At 34.3% G+C, this 17,251-nt stretch carries 17 protein-coding genes; all 17 read left to right on the top strand.

Annotated elements, in window-relative coordinates; genetic code table 11:
* The first annotated feature begins 34 nt into the window (after window positions 1-34).
* The 17 genes from QZQ55_RS00720 to QZQ55_RS00640 all read left to right on the top strand — a co-directional run bounded on the left by QZQ55_RS00720 (window position 35) and on the right by QZQ55_RS00640 (window position 17,238).
* The gene (locus QZQ55_RS00720) at window positions 35-1,423 is read left to right on the top strand and encodes a glycoside hydrolase family 1 protein (RefSeq protein WP_295088645.1); all 1,389 of its coding nucleotides are present in this window, start codon (window positions 35-37) and stop codon (window positions 1,421-1,423) included.
* 2 nt (window positions 1,424-1,425) lie between these two features.
* Window positions 1,426-2,727, top strand: a complete 1,302-nt coding sequence (locus tag QZQ55_RS00715; protein WP_295088642.1) for a PTS sugar transporter subunit IIC — start codon at window positions 1,426-1,428, stop codon at window positions 2,725-2,727.
* Window positions 2,720-3,988 (top strand): glycoside hydrolase family 1 protein, encoded by a 1,269-nt coding sequence (locus QZQ55_RS00710; RefSeq protein ID WP_295088639.1) that lies wholly within the window; start codon window positions 2,720-2,722, stop codon window positions 3,986-3,988. Before QZQ55_RS00715 ends, QZQ55_RS00710 begins: the two co-directional genes overlap by 8 nt.
* 352 nt (window positions 3,989-4,340) lie before the next feature.
* Window positions 4,341-5,000, top strand: a complete 660-nt coding sequence (locus QZQ55_RS00705; protein ID WP_295088636.1) for a transcriptional regulator — start codon at window positions 4,341-4,343, stop codon at window positions 4,998-5,000.
* Window positions 5,001-5,010: 10 nt separating this feature from the next.
* Window positions 5,011-6,651: a putative manganese-dependent inorganic diphosphatase gene (locus tag QZQ55_RS00700; protein WP_006504484.1), complete on the top strand. Its 1,641-nt coding sequence runs from the start codon at window positions 5,011-5,013 to the stop codon at window positions 6,649-6,651.
* 300 nt (window positions 6,652-6,951) lie between these two features.
* Entirely contained in the window at window positions 6,952-8,382 is a 1,431-nt protein-coding gene (locus QZQ55_RS00695) for an amino acid permease (RefSeq protein WP_295088633.1), read from the top strand.
* Window positions 8,383-8,450: 68 nt separating this feature from the next.
* Window positions 8,451-9,770, top strand: a complete 1,320-nt coding sequence (locus tag QZQ55_RS00690; RefSeq protein ID WP_295088631.1) for a M18 family aminopeptidase — start codon at window positions 8,451-8,453, stop codon at window positions 9,768-9,770.
* A complete protein-coding gene (locus QZQ55_RS00685) occupies window positions 9,770-10,132 on the top strand; it encodes a hypothetical protein (protein WP_288687147.1) in 363 nt (120 codons plus the stop codon). The genes QZQ55_RS00690 and QZQ55_RS00685 overlap by 1 nt, the downstream gene beginning before the upstream one ends.
* 174 nt (window positions 10,133-10,306) lie before the next feature.
* Window positions 10,307-10,999, top strand: a complete 693-nt coding sequence (locus QZQ55_RS00680) for a glycerophosphodiester phosphodiesterase family protein (RefSeq protein ID WP_295088629.1) — start codon at window positions 10,307-10,309, stop codon at window positions 10,997-10,999.
* Window positions 10,999-11,271 (top strand): RNA-binding S4 domain-containing protein, encoded by a 273-nt coding sequence (locus QZQ55_RS00675; protein ID WP_295088627.1) that lies wholly within the window; start codon window positions 10,999-11,001, stop codon window positions 11,269-11,271. Before QZQ55_RS00680 ends, QZQ55_RS00675 begins: the two co-directional genes overlap by 1 nt.
* A gap of 71 nt (window positions 11,272-11,342) precedes the next feature.
* On the top strand, window positions 11,343-11,630 hold the full coding sequence (locus QZQ55_RS00670) for a septum formation initiator family protein (protein ID WP_295088625.1): 288 nt from the start codon (window positions 11,343-11,345) through the stop codon (window positions 11,628-11,630).
* A 34-nt stretch (window positions 11,631-11,664) separates the two neighbouring features.
* Window positions 11,665-12,429, top strand: coding sequence for an alpha/beta hydrolase (locus QZQ55_RS00665; RefSeq protein WP_295088622.1), 765 nt, complete (start codon window positions 11,665-11,667; stop codon window positions 12,427-12,429).
* Window positions 12,430-12,431: 2 nt separating this feature from the next.
* Window positions 12,432-13,253 (top strand): HAD family hydrolase, encoded by an 822-nt coding sequence (locus tag QZQ55_RS00660; RefSeq protein WP_295088620.1) that lies wholly within the window; start codon window positions 12,432-12,434, stop codon window positions 13,251-13,253.
* Between the two features lie 3 nt (window positions 13,254-13,256).
* A complete protein-coding gene (locus QZQ55_RS00655) occupies window positions 13,257-14,087 on the top strand; it encodes a Cof-type HAD-IIB family hydrolase (protein ID WP_295088616.1) in 831 nt (276 codons plus the stop codon).
* Window positions 14,074-14,730, top strand: coding sequence for a uracil-DNA glycosylase (locus QZQ55_RS00650; protein WP_295088614.1), 657 nt, complete (start codon window positions 14,074-14,076; stop codon window positions 14,728-14,730). The genes QZQ55_RS00655 and QZQ55_RS00650 overlap by 14 nt, the downstream gene beginning before the upstream one ends.
* On the top strand, window positions 14,730-15,935 hold the full coding sequence (locus QZQ55_RS00645; protein ID WP_295088612.1) for a folylpolyglutamate synthase/dihydrofolate synthase family protein: 1,206 nt from the start codon (window positions 14,730-14,732) through the stop codon (window positions 15,933-15,935). Before QZQ55_RS00650 ends, QZQ55_RS00645 begins: the two co-directional genes overlap by 1 nt.
* A gap of 175 nt (window positions 15,936-16,110) precedes the next feature.
* Window positions 16,111-17,238 carry a glucose-1-phosphate adenylyltransferase gene (locus QZQ55_RS00640; RefSeq protein WP_295088609.1) on the top strand — a complete coding sequence of 376 codons (1,128 nt, stop codon included), beginning with the start codon at window positions 16,111-16,113 and terminating at the stop codon, window positions 17,236-17,238.
* The last annotated feature ends 13 nt before the right edge of the window (window positions 17,239-17,251 follow it).

Below are 17,251 nucleotides of genomic sequence, written 5' to 3'. Positions count from 1 at the left end.
TTTGTATTAAGATATCAGTGGGAGGAAAAAGAATATGAAAAACAAAGAATTTCCTAAAGATTTCTTATGGGGTGCTTCAACAAGTGCCTTTCAGGTAGAAGGTGGTTTTAATGAAGACAGAGGTATAGCAAATAGTGATATGCGCCATATACCAGATGATTTAGCAGACTATAAAACAGCCTCAGATCATTATCATCATGTAAAAGAAGATGTGCAATTGATGAAAGAACTTGGGATGAAAGTCTATCGCTTTTCATTCTTTTGGTCAAGAATCATGCCAGATGGTGAAAATGTCAGTCAGAAAGGATTGGACTTCTATCATGAACTGATTGATGCACTTCTTGAAAATGGTATTCAGCCATTTCCAACACTTTATCATTTTGAAATGCCTTATGCATTAATTGAAAAGTATGGAGGATGGAAGAGTCGTAAATGTGTCGATGCATATGTAAAATATGCCAGAATTTGTTTTGAAGAATTTGGTTCAAAAGTTAAGATGTGGGCAACTATCAATGAACAGATGTGTGCTACAGCACCTGATGATATGAATATGAATTTAGAGGAAGATCCACATTTAAGACAAAAGAATCTATACCAGATGTCATATCATATGACTTTAGCTGAAAAGATTGCGATAAGTCATTTTAAAGAAATGGTTCCTGATGGGAAAATTGGTCATGTTGTTGCAATGCAGGTTATTTATCCAGAAACATCAGCACCTGAAGATGTACTTGCTGCAAAGAATGCAGAGGATGAAGTACAATGGAGCTTCCTGGATTTATCCATTAAGGGACACTACTCTCATCACTTTACTAAGTATTTAAAAGATAGAGAAGTATATCCAGAAATGAATGAAGAGGATATACATTATCTTGAAGAGTGTCGCCCAGATTTCATTGGCGTGAATTACTATGCAAGCTGTACAGTAAGAGAAAAACACCCAGAGGATGATTGCACAAGAATGCCACCGTTTTATATCAGTGATCAGTTCTATGTAGTCAACAATAAAAAACTCAAACCAACAGAATGGATGCATTTTGGAATTGATCCAGAAGGTCTTTATGTTGGAATTAGAAGTTTATATGATAGATATGAATTACCAATGATTATTACTGAAAATGGTATGGCTTATACAGATAAAATAGAAGAAGATGGTTCAATTAATGATATTTATCGCATCGATTATCTGACAAAACATATAGATCAGTGCTATAAGCTGATTGAAGAAGGTTATCCGCTTTTTGGATATTGTCCTTGGTCATTTTTGGATGTTGTTAGTTCGCATGAAGGATTTAATAAACGTTATGGTCTTGTCTATGTAGATCGTACAAATAAAGATGTAAAATCATGTGCGCGTATTAAAAAGAACAGTTTTTACTGGTATAAGAATGTTATTAAGAACAATGGGTTTAAAGGAGAATAATAATGGACAAGTTTATACATTTCATGGAAGAAAAATTTATTCCAGTTGCAAATAAAATATCTAGAATTAAAGCATTACAGGCAGTATCAGGAGGTTCTATGTCACTTCTTGGTGTTATTATGGTAGGAGCAATCTTTTCGGTGGTGACTTCTATCACATGGGCACCTTATCAGAATTTCTTAAAAGCAACTCAGCTATTGACTATCATCAATTATGTACCTGAAGTCACAACTAATCTTATTGGTTTATTTATGGCATTCTCTATTGCATATAATGGTGCTAAGGTTTATGGCATTGAGAAGAATGCATTTAATACAGGAGTGATCTCTTTAGTAGCATTCATTCTATTAGCGCCTATTACTGTACAACAACAAGGTGTGTTATCAACTAATATGTTTGATGCAGCCTATTTTGGGCCAAAAGCTGTTATTTCAGCGATTATTGTTTCATTGATTGTTATTCAGATTATGAAGTTCTTTATGAATAAGAATATTACAATCAAGATGCCAGAAGGTGTTCCGCCAATGGTTAGTAATTCATTTATTTCATTAATTCCAGCTGTTGTCATTGTATTAGTGTTTGGACTTGTAAAATATGGTTTCTCAGTCACTCATTTTAAAACATTTAATGATTTTATCTATACAGTCATTCAGACACCATTACAGTCTCTAGTAGGAAGTTTCCCTGCATTTATCTTATTATTAGTTATTGCTCAATTATTATGGTTCTTCGGTATTCATGGCTCACAGACAGTTTTACCAATTCTTATTCCTGTGTGGTTAGGCTATATGTCAGAAAATACTGCTTCTATTGCAGCAGGACATGGGATTGCCCATACTATTAACTTTGGTTTATGGGATCTAGCTTGTATTGGTGGTTGTGGTGCAACTATTGGTTTGGTTATTATGATGTTCTTTACGGCTCAGAGTGAAAGATATAAAGCGTTTGGTAAAGTTACTCTCCCTTGTGGAATTTTCAGTATTAATGAACCAGTTATCTTTGGTTTACCTCTTATGTTGAATGTCATGACAATCATTCCATTTATTGTATGTCCAATCGTTGTATCATCTGTAGGTTACTTGCTTATGAAACTTCATATCATTACTCCTTATATTGGTATTCTTGGAACAGGATCTCTTCCACCATTTGTTCATGGTATGGTAAATGGAAGCATTAGTGCAGGTATCTATGAACTTGTTGCAGTTGTTTTATCATGTATTATCTGGTATCCTTTCTTCAAGATGTTAGATAAACAGGCATTAGAAGAAGAAAATAAAATAAAGGAAGAAAAAGTAAATGATTAATATACTAGAATATTCAGATATTACATTCCCGGAAGATTTTTTATGGGGTGCTACTACTGCAGGACAACAGATTGAAGGCAACAATAACTCATTTTATGATGATGAGGAGATTGCACCTAAGTTTGCTTACGGTGGTGTACCTTATCAAATGGCAGGACGTGCATGTAATAGCTATGAAATGTATAAAGAAGATATTGCATTACTAAAAAAGATGCATTTAAACTCATATCGCATGTCTTTGGAATGGTCACGTATTGAACCAGTAGAGGGACAGTTTGATGAAAAAGAAATAAAACATTATAGAGAAGTTCTGGAGGAGTTGAAGAAGAACAATATCAAAGTATGTCTAACACTTCATCATAATTCACATCCAGTCTGGTTTCATAAATTAGGTGCTTTTAAAACTATGGATAATCTAGCTTATTTCTTAAGATATGTTGAGAAGGTTGTACCAGAGTTTGATGAATATGTTGAATGTTGGTTGATCATCAATGAGATGAACATTGTCTTCGAATATACAATTGAAGAAAGCATCAATTTGCTTCAATATCATGCTAAGGCATATCATGTAATTAAGAAATATTCTAATAAGCCTGTCTCATCTCCTATGAATTATGCTGAGAAGAAACCTATGAGAGGTGTCACAGATAAGCCAGATCAGATAATGGCAGATTATATAGACTATATGGAAAATGAATTCTTCCTACATGCAATAAGAACAGGGGAGATTGTTGTTCCGTTCCATGATGCTATTTATATGCCAGAATTAAAGGATACATGTGATTTCTGGGCAGTAAATGTTTATACAAGACAGTTAATCAATAGTAGAAAAGAAATGTTTAGATTTGATCGTTATGAAGCAAGCAGTATTCATAGCTTAGATGTTCCGTTCTTTAGTGATGATATTTGTCCTGAGGTAATTTATCACTGTTTAAATAGATTAAAAGATAAACCAGTGCTTATTACTGAAAATGGTATTGCCTGCAAGAATGATAAATATCGTGTCATTTATATTGCAGCTGTATTACAAGCAGTCAAGCAGGCGATGGATAGTGGTGTGAACGTATTAGGTTATCTCCATTGGTCTTTACTTGATAACTGGGAATGGGGGACTTATACACCTACATTTGGTTTGGCTTCAGTTGATCATGAAACCTATGAGAGAACACTTAAACCAAGTGGTCATTTCTATGGTGAAATTGTAGGAAACAATTCTCTTACGCAGGATATTATAAAAAAATACTATTCAAATAATATATAGGCGCCTTCAAAAAGGTGTCTTTTTTCTGTTTGATAAAAAATTCATAATGAGAAAAATTAAGGTGTTTATTTTTTGCTTTTTGTGATATATTAATGCTGTTCATAGAAATCTCCTTATAAAGTGTGGTAACTATATAATACGATTTCTATGGACTTTTTTTATACAAAAATTGAGAATAGGGGCCTGCGGCCGCGCGAATTGGGATAAAGGGGCATGCCCCTTTATCCCGATTCCTTAATTCCAGTTTCATTTTACAATTGAGGGTTGATAAAAAATTTCTGTTTTATGATAATAATAATTTACTGATATTTTTTATTATGATAAAATACTCTGTTGTAGAGGAGGAAGTATAATGCATAAATTATTAGAACCCTATGCAGCACTTGTCCCATTCTTAGGTGTTGCGTTAGGGGATAATGTTGAAGTAGCTTTACACGATCTCACATCTCCTGAACAGGAAGTTGTTGCTATCGCAAACGGTGAGATTTCTGGCAGAGAAATTGGTGCTAAGCTTTCAAATTTATCTATTCATTATTTAGAAACAAAACAGTATGAAAAAAATGATTTTGTCATGAACTACAAAACAGCAGGACCTGATGGTAAACTGTTGAAATCTGCAACATACTGGATTAAGGAACCAGGAAATGTATATCCTGTTGGTATGCTTTGTATTAACGTTAACGTCACAGATTATGAATATATTGAAACTGCGATGAGAAGAATTCTAGGTATTAAAGATAATACAAATGTAGAATTCAAATATGATAGTCCAATCGAAATCTTATCTTCTCCACTTGATGAGATGGTAGAAAAATACATCAATGAATGTATGCAGAGTATGGGAGTACCATCTTATGTTCATGCAGAAAGATTAAAAGTAGAAGAAAAGATTAGAGTTGTTAAATACTTGCAGGATAAAGGAACATTCAAGGTGAAAGGTGCAATTGCCCTTGTTGCTGATAAGCTAGATGTTTCTGAACCAACAATTTATCGTTATTTAAAGAAAGCGTAGGAGGAAAAACATGGATATTGTTTACGTAAGTGGTCATAAGAATCCTGATACAGATTCGATTTGTGCGGCCATCAGTTATTCATATTTATTAAATGCGACTCATAAATACGGACAGGCAGTCCCAGTAAGACTTGGTGAAGTCAGCCGTGAAACTGAGTATGTATTAAAAAGATTTAATGCACATACACCACAGCTATTAAAGTCTGTTAAGCAGAAAGTAGAAGATCTTGATTATGATCAGGTGACTCTATTCTCTAAAGAACTTACTTTAAGAACTGCCTGGTCATTAATGTGCCAGATGAACTTAAAGAGTGCACCAGTATTAGATGATCATTCTCATCTTCTTGGTTTATTATCTTCTACAAACATTATTGAAGGTTACATGGAAGACTGGGATAAAGATATCTTAAAGAATGCACATACACCAATCGAAAACGTTGTAGATACATTAGACGCTAAGATTGTTTATTTAAACCCTGAATTACGTACTATCAAGGGTAGTCTTCATATTACTGGTATGAATTCTCAGGAAGTTATTGATCATGTCAATGAACATGATGTTATCATCACTGGTGGTGACAGAACTGAAGGTATTCGTGAAATGTTGAAGAAGAAGGTTGATTTAATCATCCTTACTAACTCATTACACTTAGAAGAATCAGTTCTAGAAGAATGTAAGAACGCAGGTGTCAGCGTAGTGACTACTGCTTTCACTACATTCAAGACTTCACAGCAGATCATTCAGGCAGTACCTGTTGAATATGTTATGCAGAAAGGTGATTTAACATGCTTTTCTACAGATGATACTGTTGATTATTTAAAGGAAGTTATGAGTGAAACAAGATATCATTCATATCCTGTTATTGACTTAAATGATCAGGTAGTAGGTACTATCTCTCGTTTCCAGGTTATTACTGGTGATCATAAGAAGATGATTCTTGTTGACCATAACGAAAGAGGACAGGCTGTAGAAGGTATTGAAGAAGCTGAAATCCTAGAAGTAGTTGACCACCATAGAGTGGCTGATTTCCAGACTGTAGGTCCATTACAGTTTAGAGCTGAACCACTTGGCTGTACTTGTACAATCATTGCGAAGATGTATAAGGAACAGGGTGTAGAAATTCCTAAGAATGTAGCTGGTTTAATGTTAGCAGCTATCATCTCTGATACATTATTATTCAGATCTCCAACTTGTACAAAGACTGATAAGGAAATTGCCTTAGAATTAGCTTCTATCGCAGGTGTAGATGCCGAAGAATTCGGTCTTGCAATGTTTAAGGCTGGTACTTCATTAGTTGGTAAGACTATTGAAGAAATCTATAACCAGGATTACAAAGCATTCAATATTGGTGACGCAAAAGTAGGTATTGCTCAGGTTAACACTATGGATATCGATGGCTTTGCACCACTTAAAGGTGAAATGCTTGAATATATGGAAAATCTATGTGTTGAAAATGGATTTGATACAGCAGTTCTATTATTAACTGATGTCATCAATGCAACAAGTGAAGTATTTGTTGCTGGTACTCATCCAGAATATGTAGAAAATGCCTTCAATGTACAGTTAGTTGAACATGAAGCAAACTTACCAGGCGTTATCTCTCGTAAGAAGCAGGTTGTTCCAGCTATTACACGTGCAATCAACGCTTAATAAACATCAAGCTATTTGTTGAGAATTCAATGAATAGCTTTTTTTGCGTATCAAATATAATATATATTATGGTAATTGTTGAAAAATTAGAACAATGCTAATAAATTATTAATGTTATTTCGTATAAAATAGTGGACTGTAACAAAATTTCTGTATTTTGTCGAAAAATACGCTATTTTTTTATCGTTTTTTGTATTTTGTACATATAAAAGTATGGTATTTATGTGAAAAATTTGGTATACTAACTGAGGCATAAAAAGATTGTTTTAATTTTTACACAAAATATTTAAGGAGGAGAGTATGGAAAACTCAAAAATGAAATGGTATACCCTGGCTTTTATGGCATTTTCTACTGTTTGGGGATTTGGTAACGTACTAAATGGTTTCGTTTACTTCAACGGTATCCAGGTTATATTCAGTTGGATTTTAATGTTCGCTTTATACTTCGTACCATATGCCCTTATGGTTGGTGAACTTGGTTCAGCATTTAAAAATGCCGGTGGGGGTGTCAGCTCATGGATCATGGAAACAATGGGTCCTAAACTTGCATATTATGCAGGGTTCACTTATTGGGCTTGTCACATCACTTATATCGCAAGTAAAGGTACTGGTGGATTAAAGGCTCTTAGCTGGGTAATCTTCAGAAACGCTACAGTTTATGATAGCTTACCAACTATCTATGTTCAGTTAGCTACACTTGTTGTATTCTTATTATTCTGCTATATCGCAAGCCGTGGATTAAACCCACTAAAGAAACTTACTACATTAGCAGGAACTTCAATGTTTGTTATGTCAATCCTTTATATCCTAATGATGTTTGCAGCACCAGCTATCAACCCTAATGGTGGCTATGTACATATGGACTTTAGTTTTAAAAACGTCGTGCCACAGTTCAATGTACAGTACTTCACATCATTATCTATCTTAGTATTCGCAGTTGGTGGATGTGAAAAGATTTCACCATATGTAAACAAGGTAGAAAACCCTGAAAAGGGATTCCCTAAAGCTATGATTGCACTTGCTATCATGGTTTGTGTATGTGCTATCTTAGGTACATTCGCAATGGGTATGATGTTCGATCCTAAGATGATCAATGCATCTGAAGAAGCATTCAGCAGCTATGTTGCTAACGGTGCTTATTGGTCATTCCAGAAATTAGGTGAATACTATCATATGGGTGATGCATTACTAGTTATCTACGCATTATGTAACATGGTTGGTCAGTTCTCTACTTTAGTATTAAGTATTGATGCTCCACTTAGAATGTTATTAGACAACGAAGAAACTAGAGAATATATCCCTTCTGCTTTATTCAAGAAGAATAAGTATGGTGCATATATTAACGGTATTAAGTTAGTTGTTGTACTTTCTGGTTCAATCATCTTAATTCAGTCATTCGTTCCTGGCGCAGCTGCAGTATTAAAACAGTTAAATAAGCTTAACTCAGTATGTATGCCAATGCGTTACTTATGGGTATTTGCTGCTTATATTGCTTTACGTCAGGCTATGGACAAGTTCCCAGCAGATTATCGTTTCGTTAAGAATCAGGCTGTTGCTAAGTTCTTCGGTATCTGGTGCTTCATCGTAACTGGTGCTTGCTGTGTACTTGGTATGTATGACAAAGATCCATTCACATTCGCATTAAACGTAATTGCCCCTATTGTTCTTTGTGCATTAGGATTAATCATGCCTAAACTTGCTGAAAAAGAACGCCGTGAAGGAAAAAGATAAATGATATAAAATATCCTTTTGGCAGGGCCAGAAGGATATTTTTATATAAATTAAGGAGATAATAAAAAATGTTTAAGGAAACTTCAAAAGAATTATTAGATTTCTTATCAAAATGTCCTACTGCTTTCCATGCAGTAGAAAACTATCGTCAGGTTTTAAATGCTGATGGATTCGAAGAATTATTAGAAAGTGAACACTGGAATATCGTACCAGGTGGTAAGTACTATGTAACAAGAAATAATACTAGTATCTTAGCATTCAAAGTAGGTACAAAATTAGATAACTACAGTTTCAACATCGTTACTTCACATACAGATTCACCAACTTTCAAAGTTAAAGAAAATGCTGAAATTGAAGTGAAGAACAAGTATACTCAGTTAAATACTGAAGGATACGGAGGAATGTTATGTGCTACTTGGTTAGATCGTCCTCTATCAATTGCTGGTCGTGTATTAGTATCTGAAGGTAACAGCATTGTTACTAAGTTATTAAACATTGATCGTGATTTATTAATGATCCCTAACGTAGCTATTCATATGAATCGTGCTGCCAATGATGGTTTCAAGTATAACTTACAGGTAGATATGCTTCCATTATTAAGTGCTGGTGAAGATCGTCAGAAGGATTTCAAACAGATTGTAGCTGATGAATTAGGTGTGAAGAAAGAAGATATCTTAGGACATGACTTATATCTTTACAACCGTCAGGCTCCATCTATCTGGGGTGCTAATGAAGAATTCATTTCTTCAGGTCACTTAGATGACTTACAGTGCGGTTTCGCTTCATTAAAGGCATTACTTGCTGGTTATAACGATGAATCAATCGATATCATGGCTTGCTTCGACAACGAAGAAGTAGGTTCAGGAACTAAGCAGGGTGCTGATTCTACATTATTAAGAGATACATTAACTCGTATCAATAGTGCTTTAGGTAAGACTGAAGAAGATTACCACCGTGCACTTGCATCAAGCTTCATGCTTTCTGCAGATAACGCACATGCTGTGCATCCAAATCATCCAGAACATACTGATGTAACTAACTGCACTTATATGAACGAAGGCGTTGTTGTTAAGTCACATGCTGGTCAGAAATATACAAGTGATGGCGTATCAATGGCAGTTGTTAAGTCTCTTGCATCTGGCGCAGATGTACCTTTACAGTATTTTGCGAATCGTTCAGATAAGGCTGGAGGAAGTACATTGGGTAATATCGCTATGGCTCAGGCTTCTATGAATGCTGTAGATATCGGTTTACCACAGCTTGCAATGCATTCATCATATGAAACTGCTGGTATCAAGGATACTTACTATGCAATCACATTAATGAAGGCATTATTTGATTCACATATTCAGGAAAAATCTACTCATAGCTTAGAAATTAAACGTTAATGAAGTTTCAACAAGATAGAGAAAAGCTCATGGTTTCTATGATGGTAGGAACCATGACTTCTTATATTGCTCTTATGTTTGTCAAAGAGCTCATCAATCAGAAATATTTAATCAATTTCTATATCGATAGCTTAGTTGCTGTTGTTGCACTTGTTCTGGCATTCCTGCAGATCAAGATGCAATATAAGATATATAAAGAGAGAAAGATTTCTTCTAAATCACTTAATATTACATTATTAAGCATTCTTTTCGCATTGATATTAAACGTTTTATTCCCTAAGGGAATTGATTTCTCATTCCTAGTACTTGTTATTGGAATGATCGTATCAAACCGTTTATGTAGTAAAGAATGGCCAAAATAAAGGATTTCCTCGGAAATCCTTTTAATCTATATTTAAACTTTTATGTCTATCTTTATTACAGAAAGATGTTATAATGAAATAGGAAGAGAAACAAACACCTGCCGATTCTCTTCAACTGCCTCATGCCAGTGACCTGAACGCTGGCTTTTTTTATCTATTGAAAGGGTGATTATGATGAAAAGATTAGCACATAGAGGTTATAGTGATTTATTTCCAGAAAACACAATGTCCGCTTTTGAAAAAGCAGCGCATTCTTCTTTTGAAGGTATTGAAACAGATGTACAGATGACTCTAGATGGTGCCCTTGTATTATTACATGATGATAAGATCAATCGTACTAGTGATGGCAAGGGTGTTTTAAGACATATGACTTTTAAAGAAGCACGTCAATATAACTATAATAATAAGATGGACATTAAGGAACAGATTCCAACATTGGATTCTCTCTTGACATTACTAGATTCTACCGATAAATTATTGAATATAGAAATCAAGGATACTGTGTCTATCGGTCTTGAAGAGAAACTAAGAGATATCATTATGAAACATCATATGACCGATCGTATTTACTTTTCTTCTACAAGCCTAGATAGATTATTAAATATGCGTGCTTTAATGCCTGATTCTTATTACGCTTTAATCGTACTTAGAGGTTATAAGAAATGTAAACAGGCTGTTATTGATCATCATTTAGATGGTATTCATAGTCGTTATTCTTATTTGACACATGAAGAGATAGTAGATCTAAAGAATAGACATATTAAGATTGGAGCCTGGACTATTAAGGAAAAAGAACAGTATGACTTCTTTAAAAAAGAAGATATTGATTTTATATTTGCGAATGAGTTATTTGAAGAGGATAAATAATGAGATTAGATAAATTTTTAAAGCTATCACGTATTATTAAGAGAAGAACACTATCTAAAGAAATAAGTGAAGCATCACGTGTTAAAGTGAATGGTAAAGTAGCTAAGCCGGCCACTAAACTAAAGATTGGTGATGAAATTGAAGTCAGCTTTGGACGCACTATTTTGACAGTGAAGGTATTAATGTTGAAAGATCATGTATTAAAAGATGAAGCGTCTTCTCCTTATGAAATCATTAAAGAAGAAAAAGTAGAAGAAGAAACTATTTATTAAGAGCCTTTGTAAGGTTCTTTTTTTAATGGGAGAATAATGTTATAATGCGAGTAGTTAAGGAGCTGACTTAAATGGCTAAAAAGAAAAGAAGAATGGGTAATATATATGGGGTTGTCTTTATTGTGATTTCAGTGTTCTTAATTTATACATTGGTCGCAAAGGTACAGCATATCCAGGCTGAAAAGGCAACTTATCAGAAACTTGTTGTACAAGAGAATGAATTAAAGAAAGAAAAAGAGAAACTTGCGAAAGAAGTAGATAGTTTGAATGATAGTGATTATGTTGTACGTTATGCACGTAGTCATTATATTTTTTCTAAAAATGGTGAAGAAGTCATTATTCTTCCAGAAAATAAATAAGCATGAGGCTTATTTGTTTTTGTAAGGAGATTATATGTTCGAAAAGATTTATATTAAAAGTAGAGATAAAAATATAATTGTATATCTTCCAGATGATTATTATTCAAGTGAAGAGAGATATCCTGTTCTTTATATGAATGATGGTCAGAATGCTTTTTTTGATGATCAGGCTTATATTGGAATAAGCTGGGGTATGGAGGATTATTTAAAGAGAAGTGGGATGAAGGTTATAGTTGTGGCTATTCCCTGTATCTTTAGTGAATATGGCCGTGCAAGTGAGTATGGGCCATGGGATGTTGAAAGTGGGACATTAATGCGTGATGATTCTCATGAAATAATTAAAGGGACTGGAGAAGAATATTGCCAGTGGCTGATTCATGATTTAAAGCCCTATATAGATCGACGCTTTCGTACTATAAAAGATAATACTGCTATGGTGGGAAGTTCTTCAGGTGGTATTATTACAGCATATGCTTGTATGAAGCATCCTGATGTATTTCATAAAGGTGCTGCCATATCAACAGCATATTGGCTTTATCAGAAGGAATTTATTGAATTAGTGAAGACAAGTGACTTAAATGGTCTTGAACGCTTTTATTTTGATGTAGGCGGTAAAGAAGGCTATGATGATGGGTCATTGAGTCAGGACTATTTATGGTCTAATAATGAAATTGAATATTTAATAAGACAGAAGGGCATTCATTATATGTATCGTGTTTTTGAAGAGGATGTACATAGTGAAACCTGCTGGAGAAATAGAGTACCAGTCTTTATGTCTTATTTATATGGAGGAAAATAACGATGTATCAAATGATGTTATCAGATTTAGATGAAACACTTCTTATAGGCCAGCATGTTCCTGTATTTAATCAGGAGGCAATACATGAGGCTAAAAAGCATGGCTTACGTTTTGTAGTAGCCACTGGACGCTCTCATAGAATGATTGGGGATATTCTTAAAGAAATTGGTACGTATGATATGCCTGGTGAATATTCTATCTGTTTTAATGGTGGTCTTGTAGTAGAGAATAAGGATTTTAAGATTCTCCATTTCCAAGGATTAGAATATGAATTATTAAAGAAATGCTTTGACTATGGATGTAGAGAAAATCTCTGTATGCTCGTATTTACTTTAGATTGCTGTTATATTTATAATCCAGATGAATATGAAGTAAATAGAAAGATTGAACAGAAAACACCAATGAAGGTGATATATGATCATGAGACAGAATTCTTAAAAAATGAATCTATCGCAAAGATTCTTCTGGTAAAGAGAAATATTAATTATCTTAAGGAACTACGTGATGAGATGTATCAGGATATCGGAGATCAAGTAGAACTCACTTTCTCTTCAGAACGTTATCTAGAATGCAATGCGATTGGTATTAATAAGGGTATGGGTTTAAAATGGCTTGCAGATTATTTGAATATTGATATTAATGATACAATTGCGATTGGCGATAATTATAATGATGTGTCAATGATTAAGGAAGCGGGACTAGGAGCTTGTGTGAGCTGTGCTCATGATGATATTAAAGAAATCAGTGACTATGTCTGTGAAAAGAATTTTGATGAAGGCGCAGTGAAGGAAGTAATAGAAACATTTGTATTAAAGGGGGAATAAGAGATGGAATATAAATTAATTGCGAGTGATTTGGATGAAACTTTATTAAATGATGACCATGTTGTACCAGAAAGTAATATTTACTGGATTCAAAAGGCAGTGAAGGAACGTGGTGTGAAGTTTGTACCTGCAACAGGAAGAGGTTATATGCAGATTCAGCCAGAATTAACACAGTTAGGCTTAAAAGATATGGAAGGAGAATATGTTTTAAGCTTCAATGGTGGTGCATTAACTGAAAATAAAGGAAATCGTATTATTGAATTCAATGGTTTAGGATTTGATAAGATGAAGGAAATCTTTGAATTTGGTCTGAAGCAGGATGTCTGTATTCATGTCTATACAAACGATTCACTTTATATTTATAACTTAAGTGAATCTGAAGCAGAAAGATTGAAGCATCAAAAACTTGAAGTTATTTATCCTGAAGAAAATACTGTTGATTTCTTAAAGGATGCAACTATTGCGAAGATTCTATATCAGAATGTGGATGTACCTTATTTAATGAGTTTAGAGCCTCAGATGACAGAAATCACCAAAGGATGTGCAGTAAGCTATTCTTCTAACCGTTATATGGAATTCAATCGAGAAGGCGTAGATAAAGGACAGGGATTACAGGATCTTGCTGATAAGCTAGGTATTAAGATTGAAGAAACAATTGCGGTAGGAGATAACTATAATGATATGGCTATGCTTGAAAAAGCAGGTCTATCTGTTGCAGCAGGTAATGCAGTTGAAGATGTCAAGAAGGCATGTGACTACACAACGCATGCAGATAATAATGAAGGTGTAGTTGCAGAATTGATTAAGAAGTTTATTTTCCATGAAGACATTTAAATCAGTTATAGAAAATGAAGCCGAACAGCCTTACTACAAAGCGTTACATGAATTTGTAGAAGAAGAATATGCTTCAAAAACAATATTTCCACCTCATAACCATATACTGCATGCATTTAATTTTTGTGATTATGAAGATATTAAAGTGGTTATTATTGGACAGGACCCTTATCATGAACTTCATCAAGCCAATGGTTTAGCTTTTAGTGTAAATAAGGGTGTACGCACACCACCTTCACTTATCAATATTTATAAAGAAGCTCACAATGATGTAGGTATTGATATTCCTAGTCATGGAGATTTAACATCATGGGCTAAGCAGGGGGTTCTTTTATTGAATACTGTATTAACAGTACAAGAAGGATGTGCGAATTCTCATAAAGGCAAAGGATGGGAAATCTTTACTGATCATATTATTGAAGAAATGAATAAACGTGAAAAGCCTCTTGTTTTCATTTTATGGGGACGTCAGGCTGCCAATAAAGCAAGTATGATTGATACAACAAAGCATTGCGTTATTACAAGTGCACATCCATCTCCTTTAAGTGCCCATCGTGGGTTCTTTGGCTCAAAGCCATTTTCACGTACAAATGAATTTCTTGTAAGTCAAGGAATTGAACCTATAGATTGGAGGATTGACTGATGTTTAGAAATGTAGATAAAGCAATCGCATATATTGAATCTAAAAGACACAAGAATACAATTGAGTCTTTTAGGAGAATTTTAGAAGAGTTAGATATTAATACAAAACAGAAGAATATGATTCATATTGCCGGTACAAACGGCAAAGGATCTACAGTCAACTATCTAAGAAGTATTTTGAATGCACATGGATATCATGTAGGAACATTTACTTCTCCTTATATGATCAAGCATAACGATCGTATTCGTATTGATGATCAGCCTATTAGTGATGAAGATCTTTTTGCTCTTATTAATAAATATGAAGCAGTAATTGAAGAAAAGAACTTATCCATGTTTGAAATTGATGTTTTAATCATGCTTGACTACTTCTCTTCACATGATTTAGATTATCGTATTATCGAGTGCGGTATTGGCGGCGCTAATGATAAGACAAATGTGATTGAGCCAATTATTAGTGCAATTACTAATATTGGGAATGATCATTTGGATCAGATTGGTCCAAGTCTTTATGATGTTATTAATGAAAAGATGGGAATCATCAAAGAAGGACAGTATTTTATTACAAGTGAAGTGGAAGGAACAGTTCTTGCAAGATTACAGGAGCAATGTGATGCTATGGGTGCGACAATGGTTGTTGTACCAGAATATCAGGTATCACGTTATCCATTCCATTTCCGTTATCGTGATATGGCCTTTACTTTAGAAAAACAAGGAATCTATCAGGTCGCAAATGCACGTCTAGCACTTACAATTGCAAATAAGTTGATTAATCTTGATCAAGAAACAACTGAAAAAGCTGTTGAAAAAGCAGTATGGTATGGTCGTTTTGAAATGATGAATGTATCAGGACATCAGGTGATTCTTGATGGTGCACATAATACAGATGGTATTAAAGCTCTTTTAACAACAGTGCAGTATGTGCGTACTGAGGATACTGTCTTTATTTTCTCTGGTTTAAAGGATAAAGATGTGGATGAAATGATTGAACTTATTGATGAGGCAGGTTATCCAATATATCTCACTTCATTTAATGATGAGCGTGCATCTGATCTAGTTGGTTATCGCAGTTTCAGTACAGTAACAGTAGTGCCTCACTTTGCGGAGGCAATCAAAGTAGCCTTACTTAAACATGATCAGCTTGTTATAACAGGATCACTACACTTTATTTCATCAGTAAGAAAATATCTCAAACAGAACTATTAAGTCAGACTTACACGTAAGTCTGACTTTTTCCTATTTAAAATGTAATACATGTGTAGTATAATATAAGAAGGAATTTAAGGAAAATGAATCTAATAACTATCATAATTATCCTAATTGTGATAGAATGGATTTATACAAAAGAAAGCGATTACATTTTTTAGGAGGAGATAGAGAAATGGGTAAAGAAATCGTTGGTATGATCCTAGCCGGTGGCCGTGGAACAAGATTAAAAGAGTTAACTGCGAAAGTTGCTAAACCTGCTGTCTACTTTGGTGGTAAATATCGTATTATCGATTTCCCACTAAGTAACTGTGCCAATTCAGGTATTGATGTTGTAGGTGTTTTAACACAGTATGAATCAGTCCTATTAGGAACTTATGTTGGTGCAGGTTCTAAGTGGGGGCTTGATGGTAATAACTCACTTGCTGCAATTTTACCAGCACGTGAAAGAGGCGAAGTTGGTGCTACTTGGTATGCAGGTACAGCTGATGCTATTTATCAGAATATTAGCTTCTTGGATCAGTATGATCCAGAATATGTACTAATCTTATCTGGTGACCACATCTATAAGATGGATTATGAAGAAATGTTAAATGTGCATAAGGAAAAAGGTGCAGATTTAACAGTTGCGGTATTAAATGTTTCATTAAAAGAAGCAAGCCGTTTCGGTATCATGAATACAGATGATAAAGGCTATATTTATGAATTCGAAGAAAAACCAGAAAAGCCAAAATCAACATTGGCTTCAATGGGTATTTATATCTTTAATTATAAAGAATTACGTAAATACCTTATTGCAGATGCCGCAGATGAAAATAGTAAGCACGACTTTGGTATGAATATTATCCCTAGCATGCTTGCAGATAAGAAGAAATTATATGCTTGGACTTTTGATGGCTATTGGAAAGATGTAGGAACTGTTGAAAGCTTATGGCAGGCAAATATGGACCTTCTTGATGATAAGGAACTTGACCTTTATAACATCAAGAAAGACTGGAAGATCTATTCAGAAGATACACTTGGTAAACCTCAGTTAATTGGTGCACAGGCAAGTGTTAAGAATTCACTTGTAACACAGGGATGTGTTGTAAATGGTGAAGTTGAAGGATCAGTTCTATTCAGCAATGTTAACGTTGGTGAAGGAGCTAAGGTTATTGATTCAGTATTAATGCCTGGTGTTCTTATTGAAGAAGGCGCTGTTGTCAAGAAAGCAATTATTGATGAAGGCGTTGTAATCAAAGCTGGAACAGTTGTGAATGAAGAAGCAGAAGAAGTCGCTTTAGTAAGTGGCAATAGCAGATAAGGAGTGAAGAGCA

This window comes from uncultured Catenibacterium sp. (genome assembly GCF_900540665.1).
Classification (GTDB): Bacteria; Bacillota_I; Bacilli_A; order Erysipelotrichales; family Coprobacillaceae; genus Catenibacterium.
Note: the sequence above shows the minus strand (reverse complement) of the source record. Positions and strands in the feature narration are given on the sequence as shown.